This window comes from Stenotrophomonas sp. TEPEL (genome assembly GCF_004348785.1).
Lineage (GTDB): Bacteria > Pseudomonadota > Gammaproteobacteria > Xanthomonadales > Xanthomonadaceae > Stenotrophomonas > Stenotrophomonas indicatrix.
Genome location: NZ_QQXJ01000001.1, coordinates 2,180,456 through 2,199,048 on the forward strand (window position 1 = coordinate 2,180,456; position 18,593 = coordinate 2,199,048).

Below are 18,593 nucleotides of genomic sequence, written 5' to 3' on the forward strand. Positions count from 1 at the left end.
CCATGTGGAACCCCAACCTGCCCCCGGTCAGCATCGATGATGCACCTGATCGCCTCGGCGCCGGCAACCCCGAGCTGCAGGCGATGGTCGCCGAAGCCGCCTCGGGAGGTACCCCGCTGATGCTGATGCATGTGGACATCGACCACTTCGCCTCGGTCAACGAGAACATGAGTGCGGAGGTTGGTGACCAGGCCCTGGTGCTGGTGGCCCAGCGCCTGCAGTCCTACCTGCGCGGACGCGGCATGCTGTGGCGGCATGGCAGCGATGAGTTCCTGATTGCCGTGCCGCGCACCGCCGATCTGCCCCTGGCCGAGGATTTCGCCGAAGAGATCCGCCAGCAGATGGAACTGCCCCTCTCGGTACTGCCCTATACGCTGTTCATGACCGGCAAGCTGGGCGTGAGCCTGTGCCCGGAGCACGCCAGCAATGCCTCGCGCCTGCTCGACCATGCCGAGGACGCGCTGTACCAGGCCGCCCGCGAAGGCGGCAATGCAGTGCGCATCCACGCGCTGGACACGCCGCCGAGCGCGCACAGCGAGAGCATCATCGCGCGGCAGATCGTCGATGCCATTCCCAATGGCGAACTGAAGCTGCGTTACCAGCCGCTGGTCAGTGCCCGCGATGGCCATGTGGTGGGCATGGAGGCGCTGCTGCGCTGGCAGTCGCCGACCCTGGGCATGCTGGTGCCGGAGCGTTTCATGCGCACCGCCGAGCGCCTGGGCATCATCGTGCAGATTGGTACGTGGGTGCTGGAAGGCGCGTTGAAGCAGGCCCGGCTGTGGCGCGACCAGGGCTTTGATGACTTCACCATCGCGGTGAATGTGTCCACCCTGCAACTGCTGCGCCCGAATTTCTTTGCCGAAGTGATGGGCGTGATCCAGGCGTCCGGCGTGCCGGCGCAGATGCTGACACTGGAAATCAACGAAAGCGCGCTGACCAACAACGTCAACTTCGTCCACGAAACGCTGGCCAACCTGCGCAACGAAGGCATCAGCCTGAGCCTGGACAACTTCGGCACCGGCGATTCGAGCCTGAGTGCGCTGGTGCGCTACCCGGTGGACAAGCTGAAGATCGATCGCAGCTTCATCAAGAGCGCCCCGGCCGGCAACCGTGAAGCGGCGATCGCGCGCGCGATCATTGCGATGGGCCACCAGCTGGGCATGACGGTGATCGCCAACGGCGTGGAATCGCAGGCACAGCTGGGCTTCCTGCGCCGCAACGACTGCGACGTGTTCCAGGGTTACCTGTTCGGCGAACCGATGTCCGCCGATGCCGCCGGCATGACCCTGCGCCGCCGCTACCTGCGTCCCGAGGCGTTCGCCGAAACCCGCCCGGACCGAACCCTGCTGCTGCTGGACGACGAGGAGAACGTGCTGCGCTCGCTGGTGCGCCTGTTCCGCCGCGATGGGTACCGCATCCTGGCGGCCGGCAACGTGCGCGATGCGTTCGATCTGCTGGCCATCAACGATGTGCAGGTGATCCTGTCCGACCAGCGCATGAGCGACATGAGCGGCACCGAGTTCCTGGGCCGGGTGAAGATGCTGTACCCGGACACGATCCGGCTGGTGCTGTCCGGCTACACCGACCTCAACACGGTGACCGATGCGATCAACCGCGGTGCGATCTACCGGTTCCTGACCAAGCCGTGGAACGACGACGAGCTGCGCAAGCACATCCACCAGGCCTTCCGCACGTACGAGGAACAGCGGCGCAGCAACGGTGGCCTGGCGGCTGTCGAACCGGCCGACGGCGGTGAGGATCGTTCGCCGCTGCGGTGACCGCATCCGCCGGGCATGGCCTGGCACTACCGGGCACCAGGGAAAGCGCCGGGCCATGCCCGGCGACCACGATCAGCGCGGCTGCTTGATCGGCAGCACCAGGCGGAAGCGCGAGCCGACGCCTGGGGTGCTGTCCAGATCGATGCGGCCGTGGTGCTTGTTGATGATGCTGTAGGAGATCGACAGGCCCAGGCCGGTACCGCTGCCCACCGGTTTGGTGGTGAAGAACGGATCGAAGATGCGCTGGCGCAGTTCCGGCGAAATGCCCCCGCCGGTGTCTTCGAACTCGACCCACACCGTGTCGCCGTCCACGCCGGTACGCACGGTGATCGTGCCGCGCTCGGCAATGGCGTGGCCGGCGTTGAGCAGCAGGTTCATGTAGACCTGGTTCAACTCCGAGGGCAGGCATTCCACCAGCGGCAGCTGGCCGAACTCGCGCACCAGGTGCACCTTGTACTTGAGTTCGTTCCAGATGATGTTGATGGTCGACTCAAGCCCGGAATGCAGGTCGACCAGCTTCCACGACTCGTCGCGGCCGGAATAGGAGAAGTCCTTCAGGTCGCGCACGATGCGGGTGACGCGCTCGATGCCTTCGCGTGACTCGGCCATCAGCTGCGGCAGATCGCGGCTGATGAAATCGATGTCCAGGCGGTCACGGATATCGTCGATTTCCGGAATCAGCGCCTTCGGGTCGGGCGCACGCAGGGCGCGTTCGTAGGCTTCGATCACCGTGAACAGGCTGCGCAGGTATTCCTGCAGGCTGCCCAGGTTGGAATGCACGTAGCCGATCGGGTTGTTGATCTCGTGCGCCACGCCGGCGGCAAGCTGGCCGATGGAGGCCATCTTCTCCGACTGCAGCAGCTTTTCCTGGGTGCCGTTCAAGCGCAGGTAGGCTTGGCGCAGTTCGGCATGGCGCTGCTGCAGTTCGCGTTCGTAGTCTTCCTGGCCTTCGATATGGCGGAACAAGGCCAGGTAGTGCCCCGAACCGGGTTCGCCATGGAAGTACAGATGGGCGATGACCACGCCCTCGCCCAGCGGCAGGCTGCCGTTCCAGTGACCATGCTGGCGCGCGTGTTCAAGCGCATCCGGTGGCAGCAGCTGGCGCAGGCGCTGCGGCGGCGGCAAGGTGCCTTCATCGCTGCCCAGCAGGCTCTGCGCGGCCGGGTTGGCCAGGGCGACCTGCCCATCTTCGGTGAACAGAAGCAGGCCTTCGCGCAGGCGCTCAAGCAGGGCCTGCAGCACCGGTTGCGGCGGAAGGGGGGCGGTAACCAGAACGTTGGCGGCAGACACGGCGGCTCGGGGCGATCAAACAGGCGCCCAATATACGCGTTCATGCGGCGGCCTACAGCCGCCATCGGGCGGTCAGCCGACCGCCGGTCCTGTCAGGCGACGGCGAGTGGCCGCCGCGCGGTGACGGTATGCGACTGGCCCTTGGCATCGTATGCCGAGGACTCTTCGGTGCGGCCCATCTGGCGCAGTGCCCAGTTGACCTCGCGCCGGCGCCGCGACAGCAGCACCCCGTTGGCGCGGTTGCGCTCGGCCAGTTCCTGCAGCTGCTCGCCCTCGCCCACCGGTGGCGCGCCTTCCAGCGCACGCAGCGCTTCCAGCTTCGCACCGGTGGCACGGATCAGGGCATGCACGTCGTGCTCGACCAGGGCCTGGCGTTCAACGTCCAGGGCCTGGGCAAGGCGCTGCAGCGGCTCGCTCATCGCCGCGGTCATCCTTGCAGCTGCTGGTCCAGTTCAAGCATGCGCGAAGCGATCGCGTCCGGATTGATCTTGTAGGTGCCGTTCTGCAGCGATTCGCGCACCGCTGCAACACGCTGGGCGTCGATCGCCGGGGCGGTGCTCAGCTCACGCTCGATGGCCTGCAGGTTGGTGGCTTCGCCGGTCAGGCGCAGGCTGTCGGCCGCCTCGACTGGACGTGCCGCCGAATCGGTGCTGACGCCGGGCTTGGCGGCCGGGGTGGTCACGCTGCGCAGTGCCTGGGGGACCTGCAGGTTGCCGTCGATTTTCTGGCTCATGGGGTGTCCTGGAGTTGCCGTACACAAGGGATAACGGCCGCAGGGCCGTGATCTTTAGGGGAATTCTGCATTATTTCAACGCGCCACGATTACGTCACCGGTCGCGTCCACCGTGCCCTGCACGATGCGGCGCGAGGACAGGTTTTCCACCGAGACGCGCTCATTCTGCCCGGCATCGCCCAGTGCGCGTCCGGCGATGCGGACCTCGACCGAACCACGCCGCGATACCAGTGCCACACTGTCTCCTCGCTTGATGAGACGCTGTGCAACCAGATCGTTGCTCGACAACAGTGTTCCCGCCGGCAACGGCCGACGGGCGATGCGGCCGATCGCTGCGGCAGGATCCGCCAGCACTGCACCGGCAATCCGTGCCGCGTCACGCTGGGCAGTACTGATATCGGCGGCGGCGATGGATTCTCCAGTGCCGATGCCACGGGTCAGCACCAGCACGGTCTGGTTGCGGCGCACCTTCACCGGCACGAACAGGCGCCAGCCACCGGCGTCGGGGCAACTCACTTCCACGGTGGTGTTGGCCGTGGGCTGCACCTGCAAGGCACCGCCGCACCGCGGAAGGCGCAGCGCATCAGCAACCACGGCCTCACCTTCAGTGCCGGCCGCCAGGGTCGACAACGCGGCCGCACGGATGCTGGCCACCGGCTGCCAGTCGGCTGCGGTTGCCCACGGCGTGGCCACGGCCATGGCAGTGGCAAGGAAAAGAACAATGCGGCGCATGGCGCCTCCTGTCGGTAAGACCTGGCCCAGACGCGTGCAAGCTGCGTGCCACAGGCACAGGGCGGACAGCTTCCCGGCCGCGGCCCTGCACTGGCCCTCAAGTTCCACCCTGCCCGCGCCGATACAGCAGCCATGTCCCATGACCTGCTCAACCGGATCGACCAGCGAACCCGACTGGCCGGCCACAATCGCCTGGCGCTGCTGCTGTTCCGCCTCGGCGGACGTCAGCTTTTTGGCGTCAATGTCTTCAAGGTGCAGGAAGTGCTGCGCCGCCCGGAACTGTTCCAGGTGCCCGGCCTGCCCGGCCAGTTCGCCGGCGTGGCCGACGTACGCGGCCGTTCGGTGCCGGTGCTGGACCTGGGCCTGGCCATCGGCCACCCCGAGCGCGAGCCCGACGCTGACACCGCACCCGGTTACCTGGTGGTGACCGAGTTCAACCGCTCGATCCAGGGTTTCCTGGTCAGTGGCGTGGAGCGCATCGTCAACATCGCGGTGGAAGACATCCACCCGCCGCCGGAACTGGGCGCTGAGTCGAGCTACCTGACCGCGGTGACCCGCTTCCAGGGCGAGCTGATCCAGGTGATCGACGTGGAAAGCGTGCTGGCCGACATCGCCCAGGTGCGCGGAGAAGCCGTGATCGACCCGGCCATGGCAATGCCCGCCGATGCCCCGCAGCTGCAGGTGCTGGTGGTGGATGATTCGCGGGTGGCGCGCCAGCAGATCCGCAGCGTGCTGGACCAGCTGGGGGTGGGCGCGACCCTGCTCTCGGACGGCAAGCAGGCGCTGGACCATCTGCTGCAGATCCATGCCTCGGGTGAAAACCCGGCCGAACGCTACGCCATGGTGATCTCGGACATCGAGATGCCGGCGATGGACGGCTACACGCTGACGACGGAAATCCGGCGCCATGCCGGTCTGTCCGGGCTGTACGTGCTGCTGCATACCTCGCTGTCGGGCGTATTCAACAATGCGATGGTCGAGCGCGTGGGTGCCAACGCCTTCGTCGCCAAGTATTCGCCGCATGAGCTGGCCGACTTCGTGCTGGACCGCCTGCGCAAGGTGGCGATGGCGGCGTAAGGCCGCCGCACGCGCCTGCGCCGGGCATGGCCCGGCGCTACCAGACACCTGCTCCGACCCACGGTAGCGCCGGGCCATGCCCGGCGAGCGCGATGTTGCGCACCACGGTTCTGGCACACCGCTTGCAGCTTCCCGGGCAACGTTCCCGTGGGAGTGCACCGTGCGCAACCTGATTACCGACTACCTGGGCGTCCATGCCCAGGCAATGCCGTTGCGCGAACAGCGCATGAAGCTGATCGCCAGCAACCTCGGCAATGCCGACACCCCCGGCTACAAGGCCCAGGACCTGGACTTCGATTCGGCCCTTCGCCATGCGCAGGGACTGGATGCCAACGGCCTGATGACCACCACCAACGAGCAGCACTACGAAATCGGTAGTGGCCTCAACCCGTTCCAGGTGGCCCGCGAGGGCGTACAGCCCAGCATCGACGGCAACACCGTCGACCCCGATGCCGAACGCGCCGCCTATGGCCGCGCTGCACTGGAATACCGCGCCTCGCTGAGCTTCGTCGAAAGCAAGGTGCGTTCCATGCTCACCGCGATCACGGGGCAATAAGCCATGAGCAACCTGCCGATCTTCGATATCGCCGGCTCCGCGCTGCAGGCGCAGTCGGTGCGCATGAGCACCATCGCCTCCAACCTGTCCAACGCTGACAGCATCGCCGGCTCGGCCGACGCGGTGTACAAGCCGCTGGAGCCGATCTTCCAGGCGGTCACCAGCAAGACCGATCCGAACATCACCTCGGTGCAGGTCAAGGAGATCACCCAGAGCAACGCGGCGCCGATCAAGCGCTACGAGCCGGGCCATCCGCTGGCCGACGGTGATGGCTACATCTACCAGCCGGACGTTGATCCGGTGGCGCAGATGGTCAACCTGATCTCGACCTCGCGCAATTACCAGGCCGGCGTGGAGATGTTGACCACCGCCAAGGAACTGGCCCTGGCCACCCTGACCATGGGCCGCTGAGGCCCGCCGCACCGGACACCGCCATGACCACTGCCGTCAACAACCAGAGCAACCAGGACGTCTACGCCGCACTCGGCCTGAACGCCCCCAACAGCAACGCCACCAAGAAGAAGAACACGCTGGACCAGGCCGATTTCCTGCGCCTGATGACCGAGCAGCTGCAGCACCAGGATCCGCTGAAGCCGATGGACAACACGCAGATGGTCTCGCAGATGGCGCAGATGTCGACCGTGCAGGGCATCACCGATCTGAACAAGTCGGTGAAGGGCTTCCAGGAGTCGATGGCCAGCGACCAGGTGCTGCGTGGCGCCGCGCTGGTCGGCCACCAGGTGCTGGTGCCGTCGGAAAAGCTGGTGCTGGAGAAGGAAGGCTCGGTGGAGGGCACGGTTGCCGCGCCGGCCGCCGGCATCGTCACCGTGGACGTCACCGACGCCAACGGCGCCAAGGTCACCTCGATCAGCGTTGAAGCCAAGGCCGCCGGCGAGACCGCGTTCACCTGGGATGGCAAGGATGCCAACGGCAAGCGCATGGAGCCGGGCAAGTACAACATCGTCGCCAACCACGTCGACACCACCGGCAAGAGCACCAAGCTGTCCACCTTCGTGCAGGCACCGGTGGAAAGCGTGACCGTCGGCTCCGACGGCCTCTACCTGAATCTCAAGGGCCTGGGCACGGCCCCTCTCGACTACGTGCTCCGCGTCAGCTGAGCCGCACCTACCGCATCCAACAGGAGCATCCCATGGGCTTCAACATTTCCCTGTCCGGCATCAACGCTGCCAACTCGGACCTGAGCGTCACCGCCAACAACGTGGCCAACGTCAACACCACCGGCTTCAAGCAGTCGCGCGCGGAATTCGCCGACCTGTTCGCCGCCACCAGCTACGGCCTGTCCAAGAACGCGATCGGTTCGGGTGTGCGCGTCTCCAACGTGGCCCAGCAGTTCATCCAGGGCAACAACGAGCAGACCGGCCGCAGCCTGGACATGGCCATTTCCGGTGAGGGCTTCTTCACCATGAACATGAACGGTGCACGCGTGTACTCGCGCGCCGGCAACTTCCAGACCGACGCCGCCGGCTACGTGGTCAACCCGCAGGGCGCACGCCTGCAGGTGTTCGCTCCGAACGCCGACGGCACCAACTTCGACGCCGGCCGCCTGGTCGATCTGCAGCTGCTGACCACCGACAGCCCGCCCAAGCAGACCAGTGAGGTCAAGGTCGGCTTCACCCTGCCGGGCAATGCCAAGCAGCCGACGGTGAACCCCTTCGACCCCACCAATTCCAACAGCTACAGCCACTCCAGCGGCGGCATCACCGTGTACGACTCGCTGGGCGTCAGCCACACCCAGGTGTCCTACTTCGTGAAGGATGCAGCCACCAATGCCTGGACGGTGCACAACTACGTCGATGGCCAGCCGGCCGGTACGCCGACCCCGCTGACCTTCGACAACGCCGGCAAGCTGACCGCGCCGGCCAACGGCAAGATCAGCCTCGGCACCTTCACCCCGACCACCGGCGCCGGCGTGTTGAACATGACGCTGGATGTGAGCGGCTCGACCCAGTACGGCGAGAAGTTCGCCCTGCGCAATACCCAGCAGGATGGCTACGCGGCCGGCAAGCTCAACGAGATCACCGTTTCGGAAACCGGCGTGGTGTTCGCCCGCTATTCCAACGGCGACGACAAGCCGCTGGGCCAGGTTGCACTGACCAGCTTCAACAATCCGCAGGGCCTGGAACAGAAGGGCAACAACCTGTGGGTGGAGACCTTCGATTCGGGCACGCCGCGCACCGGCGCCGCCGATACCTCCAACCTCGGCAAGATCCAGGCCGGCTCGCTGGAGTCTTCCACGGTCGACCTGACCGAACAGCTGGTCAACATGATCACCGCGCAGCGCAACTTCCAGGCCAACGCGCAGATGATCACGACCCAGGACCAGATCACCCAGACCGTCATCAACATCCGTTGATGACCTGCTGACCCTGTCACGGAACTCCCCGCATGGATAAAGCCCTTTACGTGGCGATGACCGGTGCCCGCGCCTCCCTGCAGGCGCAGGGAACGCTCAGCCACAACCTCGCCAACTCGGACACCCCCGGCTTCAAGGAAGCGCTGGCCAACACCGAAGCCTTCCCGATCCGTGGCCCGGGCTTTGCCTCGCGGGTGGATGCACTGCACGTCGATGCGGGCTTCAACCGCACGGCCGGCGCACAGCACATCACCGGCAAGCCGCTGGACCTGTCGTTGCAGACCGGCACCTGGCTTGCCGTGCAGTCCACCGATGGCAGCGAGGCCTACACCCGTGGCGCCGCGCTGTCGGTGACCCCGAACGGCCAGCTGGTGACCTCCAGCGGCCGTCCGGTGCTGGACGACAACAACAACCCGATCGCGATTCCGCCCTACCAGGCGATGGAGATCGGCAACGACGGCACGATCTCGATCATCCCTCAGGGCGAAGGCCCGCAGACGATGGCGATGATCGGCCGGATCAAGGTGGTGCAGGCGCCGGATGATCGCCTCGAACGCGGCCTGGATGGCCTGTTCCGCAATACCGATCCGCTGCAGCCGTTCGCCCAGGCGCAGGGCACGGCGGTGCACAGCGGCCAGCTGGAAGGCAGCAACGTCGATGCCGCAGGCGCGCTGGTGCAGATGATCCAGCTGCAGCGCCAGTACGAAATGCAGGTGCAGGTGATCAAGCACGGCGATGACAACGCGCGCAGCGCCAACAGCCTGTTGCGCCTGGGCAGCTGACGGAATTCCGGCACCGGCCTGCGCCGGTGCTGGCACGCCGCTTGCACTGCCTACCCCCATGGGCCGCACCGCGCGGCCGGCTTCACCCAGACAGGACTCCGAAGATGAACCAGGCATTGTGGATCGCGAAAACCGGACTGGATGCGCAGCAGATGCGCATGTCGGTGGTTTCCAACAACCTCGCCAACACCAACACCACCGGCTTCAAGCAGGACCGCGCCAGCTTCGAGGACCTGTTGTACCAGCAGGTGCGCCAGCCCGGCGGCTCCTCTTCGGCACAGACCCAGCTGCCCACCGGCCTGCAGATCGGCACCGGCGTGCGCGTGGTGGCCACCGCCAAGAACTTCGAACAGGGCAGCCAGCAGCAGACCGGTCGCGCGCTTGACGTGATGGTCAACGGCCGCGGCTTCTTCGAAGTGCAGATGCCCGACGGCAGCTCGGCTTACACCCGCGACGGCTCGTTCAAGATCAACCAGGACAGCGAGCTGGTCACCAACAGCGGCTACCCGGTGCAGCCGGGCATCCAGATTCCCGAAGGCGCGCAGTCGGTGACCATCGGTACCGACGGCACCATCAGCGTGAAGATGGCCGACGGTGCGGCATCGGTGGAAGTGGGTGCGCTGACCCTTACCGACTTCGTCAATCCGGCGGGCCTGCAGGCACGTGGTGAAAACCTGTTCCTGGAAACCACGGCCTCCGGCCCGGCGCAGAACGGCAATCCCGGCCTGAACGGCCTGGGCACCGTGGTGCAGGGTGCGCTGGAAGGCAGCAACGTCAACGTGGTGGAAGAGCTGGTGTCGATGATCGAAACCCAGCGCGCCTACGAAATGAACGCCAAGGCGATCTCGACCACCGACTCGATGCTCGGCTACCTCAGCAACAAGCTCTGACGGCCCTCACCGGGAAACTGCCATGTCGCCCCTTTCTTCCTTCGCCCGTACTGCCCTCGCCTGCGCCGTGGCTGCCCTGCTCGGTGGCTGCGTGATCGCTGGCGACGTGCGCCCCTATCCAACGATGGCGCCGTTGCAGCCGATCATGCCGCCGCAGGCCGAACCGACCGCCGGCGCGATCTACGCCGCCGGCCCGACCCTGCAGCTGTATTCGGACCGCCGTGCGCGCGATGTCGGCGACCTGCTGACCATCACCCTGCTGGAAAACACCACCGCGCAGACCAGCGCCAACACCGCCACCAACAAGGAATCGAACCTGAGCCTCGGCACGCCGTCGATTCTCGGTGCACCGGTCACCCTCGGCGGCAAGGACATCCTGAGTGCAACGGCCAAGGGCGCACGCGACTTCACCGGCAAGGGCAACAGCGCGCAGAGCAACCGCCTGCAGGGCAACGTGACCGTGACGGTGGTGCAGCGCCTGCCCAACGGCAACCTGGTGGTGCAGGGGCAGAAGAACCTGCGCCTGAACCAGGGGGATGAGCTGGTGCAGGTACAGGGCATCGTGCGCCCCGGCGACATCAGCGCGGACAACACCGTGCCTTCCAGCCGCGTGGCTGAAGCGCGCATCGTCTATGGCGGCCGCGGCCCTGTCGCGCAGTCCAACGCGATGGGTTGGCTGAGCCGCTTCTTCAACTCCGGCCTGACGCCGTTCTGAGTATGGCCATGAAGATTTCATTCCGATATTTCCTGCAGCGACGCATGGCGTCGCTCTACTGCTTGGTCCTGCTGCTGATGGTGATGGCCCCCGCCAGCGCCGAGCGCATCAAGGACCTGGCCCAGGTGGGTGGCGTGCGCGGCAATGCACTGGTGGGTTACGGCCTGGTGGTCGGCCTGGATGGCAGCGGCGACCGCACCAGCCAGGCGCCCTTCACCGTGCAGAGCCTGAAGAACCTGCTGGGTGAGCTGGGCGTCAACGTGCCGGCCAACGTCAACCCGCAGCTGAAGAACGTGGCGGCGGTGGCGATCCACGCCGAGCTGCCGCCGTTCGCCAAGCCCGGCCAGCCGATCGACATCACCGTATCCTCGATCGGCAACGCCGTGTCACTGCGCGGTGGCTCGCTGCTGATGGCGCCGCTGCGCGGTGCCGACGGCCAGGTCTACGCGATTGCCCAGGGCAACCTGATCGTGGGCGGCTTCGGTGCACAGGGCAAGGACGGTTCGCGCGTCTCGGTGAACGTGCCCAGCGTCGGCCGCATCCCCAACGGTGCGACCGTTGAACGAGCCCTGCCCGATGTGTTCGGTGCCAGCGGCGAGATCACCCTGAACCTGCACAACAGCGATTTCACCACCATCTCGCGGATGGTCGGTGCGCTCAACAATGCTTTCGGCGAAGGTTCGGCGCGTGCCGTGGACGGCGGCACGGTTGCCGTGCGTGCGCCCACCGACGCCGGTGCGCGCATCGGCCTGCTGGCCCGTATCGAAAACCTGGAACTGACCCCGGGCGCCGCACCGGCCAAGGTGGTGGTCAACTCGCGTACCGGCACCGTGGTCATCGGCCAGCAGGTGCGTGTCGGCCCGGCCGCGATCTCGCATGGCTCGTTGACGGTGACCATCCAGGAAAACACCAACGTCAGCCAGCCCAACGCCTTTGCCGGTGGCCAGACCGTGGCCACGCCGCAGTCGACCATCACCGCCACCAACGATGGCAGCCGCATGTTCAAGTTCAACGGCGGCACCACCCTGGACGAGATCGTGCATGCGGTGAACGCCGTGGGCGCGGCACCGGGTGACCTGATCGCGATCCTGGAAGCACTGAAGCAGGCCGGCGCCCTGAGCGCCGAGCTCGAGGTGATCTGACATGCGCATCACTCCCGCATTCGAACTCAGCCCGGCCCAGCAGAACGACCCGGCCAAGATCGACAAGGTCGCGCGCCAGCTTGAAGGCCAGTTCGCGCAGATGCTGGTCAAGAGCATGCGTGACGCCAGCTTCGGCGATTCGCTGTTCCCGGGTGAAAACAAGATGTTCCGGGAGATGTACGACCAGAAGATCGCCGAGGCGATGACCCGCGGCAAGGGCCTGGGCCTGTCGAGCATGATCACCCGCCAGTTGTCCGGCGCGCAGGCCGATGGCCCGGCGCTGGATACCCGGGTGGACCCGGCCAAGGCCAGCCGCGCCTACCAGCTCAATGCGCCCACGGCGCCGTCGCTGCCGCTGCAGGACGCCGGCCAGGCCGTGCGCATGCTGCAGCAGATGGCGGCCGGTGTGCAGGATGGCGCGCAGTCCTCCGTCGCCCCGATGGAGCAGGCGCTGGACCTGATTGCGGGCCGGGAAAGCAGCGGCATGCACCGTTCACTGGGGACCGACGATCCCTATGCCGGTGCCATCGGCGGCGCCGATTGGGCCGCTGCCAGCGACCAGTGGGCGCCGACCGCCAGCAACCGTGGCAGCAGCGGCACCCCGGCCGATGCACTGGCCACGCGCACCGCCGTCGCCCAGCTGGGCGCACACACCCCGGAAGGCTTCGTCGCCAGCATCTGGCAACACGCACAGAGCGCGGCCAAGGAACTGGGCGTGGACGCCCGCGCCCTGGTTGCGCAGGCAGCGCTGGAAACCGGCTGGGGCAAGCGCCAGATCAAGCATGCCGATGGCAGCACCTCGCACAACCTGTTCGGCATCAAGGCCACCGGCTGGAAGGGCCAGAGCGCTACCGCCGGCACCCATGAGTATGTCGATGGCGTGCGCCGCAACGAGACCGCCAGCTTCCGCGCCTACACCTCGCCCGCAGAGAGCTTTGCCGACTACGTGCGCCTGCTGAAGACCAGCCCGCGCTACCAGCAGGCGCTGCAGGCCGGCACCGATGTGCAGGGCTTCGCGCGCGGCCTGCAACGCGCCGGCTACGCCACCGACCCGCGCTACGCGGCCAAGATCGCCGCGATCGCCGGCGGCCCGACCATCGAGCGCGCCGTGGCCGCCGTGGCCGACGCCGGCTCACGCATCGGCCAGACCTTCGCCAGCACCGCAACCGCGGCGCTGGGTATCACCCGTCGTTGAGGAACCCCATGTCCAGCGTACTTTCCACCGGTACCAGTGCCCTGCTCGCCTTCCAGCGTGCGTTGGCCACCACCAGCCACAACGTGGCCAACCTCAACACGCCCGGCTACAGCCGGCAGAAGGTCGACTTCGCCACCGCCACCCCGCAGAACTACGGCTATGGTGACGTTGGCAACGGCACCCGCATCGTCGACATCCGCCGCGCCGCCGACCAGCTGGCGATCTCGCGCCTGCTCGACAGCGGCGGCGAACTGGCACGCCTGAAGCAGCTCTCGGGCATGGCCGACCGGGTCAATGCCCTGTTCTCCGACGCGGCCACCAACGTGGCCGGAGTCTGGTCGAATTTCTTCGATACCGTCAGCGGCCTGTCCTCCAACGCAGCGGGCACGGCCGACCGGCAGAACATGCTCGATGGCGCCAAGGCACTGGCCAACCGCTTCAGCCAGCTCAACACCCACCTGAACAACCTCAATGGCGAGGTCAACAATGGATTGATGGCCGGTGCCACCGAAGTCAACCGGCTGGCGTCGGAGATCGCGCAGATCAATGGTGCCATCGGCACCAACATCGCCAACGCCGCACCCGACCTGCTGGACCGCCGCGACCAGCTGATCTCGCAGTTGGTGGGCTACACCGGCGGCACCGCGGTGATCCAGGACGGTGGCATCATGAACGTCTACACCGCCGGCGGCCAGGCGCTGGTGGTGGGCACCACCGCATCGAAGGTCACCACGGTGGCCGACCCGTACCAGCCTGAGCGCCTGCAGCTCGCACTGCAGACCCAGGGCGGCACCATCACCCTGGACCCGAAGGCCGTGGGCGGCCAGATCGGCGGCCTGCTCGAGTTCCGCGACACCGTGCTGACCCCGGCCCAGGCCGAACTGGGCAAGCTGGCTGTGGGCTTGGCCGAGACGTTCAACAGCACCCATCGCCAGGGCGTGGATCTGTACGGACAGATGGGCGGCGACTTCTTCAACATCGGCACGCCGCGTGTCACCGGCAATGCCGGCAACACCGGCACCGGCGCGATCACGGCCAGCTACGGCGACCTCGGCAAGCTGGAAGCACAGAACATCGTGCTCAAGTTCGATGGCAGCAACTGGGCCGCCAGCCGCGCCGACACCGGCGCCAGCGTGCCGCTGACCGGCACCGGTACCGCTGCCGACCCGTTGATCATCAACGGCGTGAAACTGGTGGTGGGCGGCACCCCGGCGGCCAACGACCGCTTCCTGCTGCAGCCGACGGCTGGCGTGGCCGGCAGCCTGGAGATGGCGATCACCGATCCGTCGCGCATTGCCGCGGCCGCCGCCATCAAGGGCGCAGCCGCATTGGCCAACACCGGTACCGGCAAGCTGAGCGGCGTGACCGTGACCGATGCGACCAACGCCAACCTGCGTAATCCGGCTGCGATCGTGTTCACCTCGGCCACCACCTACACCATCGATGGCGGCCCACCGCAGACCTATACGCCCGGGCAGACCATCAGCGCCAACGGCTGGAGCTTCGTGCTCGATGGCGTGCCGAAGAATGGCGACACGTTCAACATCACCCCGACCCCGGCCGGCTCGTCGGACAACAGCAATGCCACCAAGCTGTCCAAGGTGGAATCGGCCAAGGCGTTCAACGCCGGCACGGTGACGCTGGGCGGCGCATTGGGCGGGCTGACCACCCAGGTCGGTGCAGCAGCGCGTTCGGCGGAGTATTCGCTGGGCGCGCAGCAGGTGATCGCCGACCAGGCACAGGCAGCGCGTGACGAAGTGTCCGGCGTCAACCTCGATGAGGAAGCGGCCGACATGCTGCGCCTGCAACAGGCCTACCAGGCCGCCTCGCAGCTGATCTCCACCGCCGATTCCATGTTCCAGACCATCCTGGGAGCCGTGCGCCGATGAGCAACCGCATCTCCACCGGAATGATGTACAGCCAGTCGGTAGCGCTGATGATGGCCAAGCAGGCCAAGCTCAGCCACTTGGAACAGCAGATCGCCACCGGCAGCAAGATCGTCAGCGCCAAGGACGATCCGGTCGCCGCAGGCGCTGCGGTGGGCCTGGACCGCAGCCTGGCCGCACTGGAACGCATGAAGCTCAACGGCAACAACGTGCAGAACCGCCTGGGCGTGCAGGAAAACACCCTGGCCCAGGTCAACGACCTGATGGCGCGTGTCAACGATCTGACCATCCAGGCCAGCAATCCCGCCTTGAGTGCGCCCGACAAGAAGACCCTGATCACCGAGTTGAACCAGATCCGCGAGGGCCTGCTGTCGCTGGCCAACAGCAGCGACGGCATCGGCCGCTACGTGTTCGGTGGCACCAACGACAGCGATCCGCCGTTCGCCAGGATTGACGGCAAGGTCGTCTATCGCGGCGACCAGACCCAGCGCCAGGTGGAAGTCGGCCCGGATACCTACGTGCGAGACGCCCTGCCCGGCAGCGAGATCTTCCTGCGCATTCCCACCGGCGACGGCTTCGTCGATGGCAGCCCAGCGGCAGGCAACGCCGGCAACGGCGTGCTGACCAACATCACCCGCGATGGCAGCGACAGCTGGAACGGGCAGTCGTTCAGCGTGCGCTTCACCGCGGCCGACCAGTACGAAGTGCTGGACGGTGCCGGCAACGTAACCGGCACCGGCACCTACAAGGCCGGCAGCGAACTGGAGATCAATGGCGTTCGCCTGCAGATCGCTGGTGCGCCAGCAACAGGTGACAGCTTCAACGTGCAGGCCGCCAGCAGCCGCGACATCTTCGGCACCATGGACAAGCTGATCGCCGCTTTGGATGCCGATACCGGCACCCCGGCGAAGATGGCCGCGCAGCAGAACGAACTGCAGAGCGCATTGCGTGATGTCGGCCGCGCGGCGGAACGGATGATCGATTCGCGCGCTGCCGGTGGCGCGCAGCTGAAGGCGCTGGACAACGCGGCGGAGATGCGTGAGGCCAATGGCGTGACGCTGAAGACCACGCTGTCGGAGATGCGCGACCTGGACTACGCCGATGCGTTGAGCCAGTACCAGCTGGAAAGCACCGCGCTGCAGGCGGCACAGACGCTGTTCTCGCAGATGCAGTCGATGTCGCTGTTCAACAAGATCCGCTGATTCCACGCGCCAGCGCTGGAACCCAAGGCCGCGATGCANTGCATCCCGGCGCTACCAGGGCCAACCCTTCGGTAGCGCCGGGCCATGCCCGGCGGATGTTCCGAAGGGTTTGCCCCNGTAGCGCCGGGCCATGCCCGGCAGATGTTCCGAAGGGTTGGCCCCGGTAGCGCCGGGCCATGCCCGGCGGATGTTCCGGGATCGCCCATCAAGCCCAGCCGCGCCCCGCCGATACCTTCATCAGCGTGGGTTGGGCATGCCCGACCGCCCCTACCAGGAGTTGCCTTGACGCTTCTCCAGGGCGGAAATCCCCGGAAAAACAGCTTTCAGCGACGAAATTCGGTTGCAACGAAATTCCCGGCTAAAGGTTGTTGACAAAGCGCCGTTATTCATTTGGCAACGGCGAAGCACACAGCCAAACAAAAAAATCAGGCGGCGCTTCGTTCCATTCACCAACGGGTTCCACATAAGAGGAGACGACCCCATGGCACAGGTAATCAACACCAATACGATGTCGCTCAACGCTCAGCGCAACCTGAGCACCAGCGGCAGCTCGCTCGCCACCACCATCCAGCGCCTCTCGTCCGGCCTGCGCATCAACAGCGCGAAGGACGACGCCGCCGGCCTGGCCATCAGCGAGCGCTTCACCACCCAGATCCGTGGTCTGGACGTGGCCATCCGCAACGCCAACGACGGCATCTCGCTGGCCCAGGTGGCCGAGGGCTCGCTGAACGAAGTGGGCAACAACCTGCAGCGCATCCGCGAACTGGGCGTGCAGGCCTCCAACGCGACCAACTCGGCCAGCGACCGCAAGGCGCTGCAGGCTGAAGTGACCCAGCTGGTCAGCGAAATCGACCGCGTCGCCAAGCAGGCCGACTTCAACGGCACCAAGCTGCTGGACGGTTCGTTCACCAGCCAGCTGTTCCAGGTGGGCGCCAACGCCGGCCAGGCCATCGCCATCAACAGCGTGGTCAACGCCAAGGCGGATTCGCTGGGCGCGGCCAGCTTCGCCAACGGCTACACCGGCACCAGCCTGGCTGCAGCCGACAAGGCCACCGCCGATACCACCTACTCCGGCCTGCAGATCTCGGTGACCCCGCCGGGCGGCGCCGCCACCACGGTCACCATCAGCGACTTCACCGTGAAGGCAGGCGAATCGATCACCTCGGCCACCGCGGCCGCGATCAACAACAAGCTGGGCGAAACCGGCGTAGTCGCCTCCGTCAACGCCGGCGTGGTCAGCCTGGCCTCGGTCAAGGACGGCCAGACCTTCGCTTTGGGTGTCAGCGCGGCGACCCCGCCGGCCGGCGCCACCGCCGCCACCATTGCCGGCCTGGGCCTGACCGAGACCAGCACCAACGGCGGCACGCTGACCGGTGCAACGGCCAGCTTCGTCAAGGACCTGAACGTCACCACGGCCGAAGGCGCACAGAAGGCGATGTCCATCGTCGACAAGGCCCTCGAATCGGTCAACAGCGTGCGCGCCGACCTCGGCGCGATCCAGAACCGCTTCACCTCGGTGGTCGCCAACCTGCAGACCTCCTCGGAGAACCTGTCCGCATCGCGCAGCCGCATCCGCGATACCGACTTCGCCAAGGAAACCGCCGAGCTGACCCGCACCCAGATCCTGCAGCAGGCCGGTACGGCCATGCTGGCCCAGGCCAACCAGGTACCGCAGAACGTGCTCAGCCTGTTGCAGCGCTGACATGAGCCGCCCCTGAAGCACGTCAGGGGCGTCTGACCCAACTCACGTGCAACCGCTCAAGGACCTCTCCTCATGGCACAAGTAATCAACACCAACACGATGTCGTTGAATGCTCAGCGTAACCTGAGCACCAGCGGCAGCTCGCTGGCCACCACCATCCAGCGCCTGTCCTCCGGTTCGCGCATCAACAGTGCCAAGGACGATGCGGCCGGCCTGGCGATCTCCGAGCGCTTCGGCACCCAGATCCGCGGCACCGACGTGGCCATCCGCAATGCCAACGACGGCATNTCGCTGGCNCAGGTCGCNGAAGGTTCGCTGACCGAAATCGGCAACAACCTGCAGCGCGTCCGNGAGCTGTCGGTGCAGGCCTCCAACGCCACCAACTCGGCCAGCGACCGCAAGGCACTGCAGGCCGAAGTGACCCAGCTGGTTTCGGAAATCGACCGCGTCGCCAAGCAGTCGGACTTCAACGGCACCAAGCTGCTGGACGGTTCGTTCTCCAGCCAGCTGTTCCAGGTCGGCGCCAACGCCGGCCAGGC

Annotated in this window: 18 protein-coding genes and 1 pseudogene; 15 read left to right on the forward strand and 4 right to left on the reverse strand. The window is 66.4% G+C overall.

The window, feature by feature from the left end:
- Positions 1 to 2: 2 nt before the first annotated feature.
- Positions 3 to 1,778 carry an EAL domain-containing protein gene (locus tag TEP_RS09815; protein ID WP_132825165.1) on the forward strand — a complete coding sequence of 592 codons (1,776 nt, stop codon included), beginning with the start codon at positions 3 to 5 and terminating at the stop codon, positions 1,776 to 1,778.
- A 72-nt stretch (positions 1,779 to 1,850) separates the two neighbouring features.
- On the opposite strand, the gene TEP_RS09820 is transcribed toward TEP_RS09815, so the two are convergent.
- The 4 genes from TEP_RS09820 to flgA form a co-directional block, all read right to left on the reverse strand.
- Positions 1,851 to 3,068, reverse strand: coding sequence for an ATP-binding protein (locus tag TEP_RS09820; protein WP_025879115.1), 1,218 nt, complete (start codon positions 3,066 to 3,068; stop codon positions 1,851 to 1,853).
- Positions 3,069 to 3,160: 92 nt separating this feature from the next.
- Positions 3,161 to 3,499, reverse strand: a complete 339-nt coding sequence (locus TEP_RS09825) for a flagella protein (protein WP_025879114.1) — start codon at positions 3,497 to 3,499, stop codon at positions 3,161 to 3,163.
- Positions 3,496 to 3,801 carry a flagellar biosynthesis anti-sigma factor FlgM gene (flgM, locus tag TEP_RS09830; RefSeq protein ID WP_025879113.1) on the reverse strand — a complete coding sequence of 102 codons (306 nt, stop codon included), beginning with the start codon at positions 3,799 to 3,801 and terminating at the stop codon, positions 3,496 to 3,498. Before flgM ends, TEP_RS09825 begins: the two co-directional genes overlap by 4 nt.
- A gap of 75 nt (positions 3,802 to 3,876) precedes the next feature.
- Positions 3,877 to 4,533, reverse strand: a complete 657-nt coding sequence (gene flgA, locus TEP_RS09835; protein WP_132825166.1) for a flagellar basal body P-ring formation chaperone FlgA — start codon at positions 4,531 to 4,533, stop codon at positions 3,877 to 3,879.
- Positions 4,534 to 4,665: 132 nt separating this feature from the next.
- On the opposite strand from flgA, the gene TEP_RS09840 reads away from it, so the two are divergent.
- The 14 genes and pseudogenes from TEP_RS09840 to TEP_RS19835 all read left to right on the forward strand — a co-directional run.
- Entirely contained in the window at positions 4,666 to 5,610 is a 945-nt protein-coding gene (locus TEP_RS09840) for a chemotaxis protein (protein WP_132825167.1), read from the forward strand.
- 160 nt (positions 5,611 to 5,770) lie between these two features.
- Entirely contained in the window at positions 5,771 to 6,166 is a 396-nt protein-coding gene (gene flgB / locus TEP_RS09845; protein ID WP_025879110.1) for a flagellar basal body rod protein FlgB, read from the forward strand.
- Between the two features lie 3 nt (positions 6,167 to 6,169).
- On the forward strand, positions 6,170 to 6,577 hold the full coding sequence (flgC, locus tag TEP_RS09850; RefSeq protein WP_025879109.1) for a flagellar basal body rod protein FlgC: 408 nt from the start codon (positions 6,170 to 6,172) through the stop codon (positions 6,575 to 6,577).
- A 23-nt stretch (positions 6,578 to 6,600) separates the two neighbouring features.
- Positions 6,601 to 7,284 carry a flagellar hook capping FlgD N-terminal domain-containing protein gene (locus TEP_RS09855; RefSeq protein WP_025879108.1) on the forward strand — a complete coding sequence of 228 codons (684 nt, stop codon included), beginning with the start codon at positions 6,601 to 6,603 and terminating at the stop codon, positions 7,282 to 7,284.
- A 32-nt stretch (positions 7,285 to 7,316) separates the two neighbouring features.
- The gene (gene flgE, locus TEP_RS09860; RefSeq protein WP_132825168.1) at positions 7,317 to 8,540 is read left to right on the forward strand and encodes a flagellar hook protein FlgE; all 1,224 of its coding nucleotides are present in this window, start codon (positions 7,317 to 7,319) and stop codon (positions 8,538 to 8,540) included.
- A gap of 32 nt (positions 8,541 to 8,572) precedes the next feature.
- On the forward strand, positions 8,573 to 9,322 hold the full coding sequence (locus tag TEP_RS09865) for a flagellar basal body rod protein FlgF (RefSeq protein ID WP_025879106.1): 750 nt from the start codon (positions 8,573 to 8,575) through the stop codon (positions 9,320 to 9,322).
- 104 nt (positions 9,323 to 9,426) lie between these two features.
- Positions 9,427 to 10,212: a flagellar basal-body rod protein FlgG gene (flgG, locus tag TEP_RS09870; RefSeq protein ID WP_025879105.1), complete on the forward strand. Its 786-nt coding sequence runs from the start codon at positions 9,427 to 9,429 to the stop codon at positions 10,210 to 10,212.
- A gap of 22 nt (positions 10,213 to 10,234) precedes the next feature.
- The gene (gene flgH / locus TEP_RS09875) at positions 10,235 to 10,927 is read left to right on the forward strand and encodes a flagellar basal body L-ring protein FlgH (protein ID WP_025879104.1); all 693 of its coding nucleotides are present in this window, start codon (positions 10,235 to 10,237) and stop codon (positions 10,925 to 10,927) included.
- A gap of 8 nt (positions 10,928 to 10,935) precedes the next feature.
- The gene (locus tag TEP_RS09880) at positions 10,936 to 12,069 is read left to right on the forward strand and encodes a flagellar basal body P-ring protein FlgI (protein ID WP_240790678.1); all 1,134 of its coding nucleotides are present in this window, start codon (positions 10,936 to 10,938) and stop codon (positions 12,067 to 12,069) included.
- Between the two features lies 1 nt (position 12,070).
- Complete coding sequence (flgJ, locus tag TEP_RS09885) at positions 12,071 to 13,264, forward strand: flagellar assembly peptidoglycan hydrolase FlgJ (protein WP_132825169.1); 1,194 nt, start codon at positions 12,071 to 12,073, stop codon at positions 13,262 to 13,264.
- Positions 13,265 to 13,272: 8 nt separating this feature from the next.
- Positions 13,273 to 15,153, forward strand: a complete 1,881-nt coding sequence (flgK, locus tag TEP_RS09890; RefSeq protein WP_132825170.1) for a flagellar hook-associated protein FlgK — start codon at positions 13,273 to 13,275, stop codon at positions 15,151 to 15,153.
- Positions 15,150 to 16,352 (forward strand): flagellar hook-associated protein FlgL, encoded by a 1,203-nt coding sequence (gene flgL, locus TEP_RS09895; protein ID WP_132825171.1) that lies wholly within the window; start codon positions 15,150 to 15,152, stop codon positions 16,350 to 16,352. The genes flgK and flgL overlap by 4 nt, the downstream gene beginning before the upstream one ends.
- A 481-nt stretch (positions 16,353 to 16,833) precedes the next feature.
- Positions 16,834 to 18,054: a flagellin gene (locus TEP_RS09900; protein WP_132825172.1), complete on the forward strand. Its 1,221-nt coding sequence runs from the start codon at positions 16,834 to 16,836 to the stop codon at positions 18,052 to 18,054.
- A 72-nt stretch (positions 18,055 to 18,126) separates the two neighbouring features.
- Positions 18,127 to 18,593: pseudogene (locus TEP_RS19835) on the forward strand (flagellin); the annotation flags it as partial.

What these genes read in the sequence shown, in the direction of transcription:
- flgE (WP_132825168.1), top strand. Translation starts at nt 7,317, where the DNA reads ATGGGCTTCAACATTTCCCTGTCCGGCATCAACGCTGCCAACTCGGAC.
- TEP_RS09815 (WP_132825165.1), top strand. Translation starts at nt 3, where the DNA reads ATGTGGAACCCCAACCTGCCCCCGGTCAGCATCGATGATGCACCTGAT.
- TEP_RS09900 (WP_132825172.1), top strand. Translation starts at nt 16,834, where the DNA reads ATGGCACAGGTAATCAACACCAATACGATGTCGCTCAACGCTCAGCGC.
- flgA (WP_132825166.1), bottom strand. Translation starts at nt 4,533, where the DNA reads ATGCGCCGCATTGTTCTTTTCCTTGCCACTGCCATGGCCGTGGCCACG.
- TEP_RS09825 (WP_025879114.1), bottom strand. Translation starts at nt 3,499, where the DNA reads ATGACCGCGGCGATGAGCGAGCCGCTGCAGCGCCTTGCCCAGGCCCTG.
- flgG (WP_025879105.1), top strand. Translation starts at nt 9,427, where the DNA reads ATGAACCAGGCATTGTGGATCGCGAAAACCGGACTGGATGCGCAGCAG.
- flgC (WP_025879109.1), top strand. Translation starts at nt 6,170, where the DNA reads ATGAGCAACCTGCCGATCTTCGATATCGCCGGCTCCGCGCTGCAGGCG.
- TEP_RS09880 (WP_240790678.1), top strand. Translation starts at nt 10,936, where the DNA reads ATGAAGATTTCATTCCGATATTTCCTGCAGCGACGCATGGCGTCGCTC.
- flgL (WP_132825171.1), top strand. Translation starts at nt 15,150, where the DNA reads ATGAGCAACCGCATCTCCACCGGAATGATGTACAGCCAGTCGGTAGCG.
- flgJ (WP_132825169.1), top strand. Translation starts at nt 12,071, where the DNA reads ATGCGCATCACTCCCGCATTCGAACTCAGCCCGGCCCAGCAGAACGAC.
- flgH (WP_025879104.1), top strand. Translation starts at nt 10,235, where the DNA reads ATGTCGCCCCTTTCTTCCTTCGCCCGTACTGCCCTCGCCTGCGCCGTG.
- flgM (WP_025879113.1), bottom strand. Translation starts at nt 3,801, where the DNA reads ATGAGCCAGAAAATCGACGGCAACCTGCAGGTCCCCCAGGCACTGCGC.
- TEP_RS09865 (WP_025879106.1), top strand. Translation starts at nt 8,573, where the DNA reads ATGGATAAAGCCCTTTACGTGGCGATGACCGGTGCCCGCGCCTCCCTG.
- TEP_RS09840 (WP_132825167.1), top strand. Translation starts at nt 4,666, where the DNA reads ATGTCCCATGACCTGCTCAACCGGATCGACCAGCGAACCCGACTGGCC.
- flgK (WP_132825170.1), top strand. Translation starts at nt 13,273, where the DNA reads ATGTCCAGCGTACTTTCCACCGGTACCAGTGCCCTGCTCGCCTTCCAG.
- TEP_RS09855 (WP_025879108.1), top strand. Translation starts at nt 6,601, where the DNA reads ATGACCACTGCCGTCAACAACCAGAGCAACCAGGACGTCTACGCCGCA.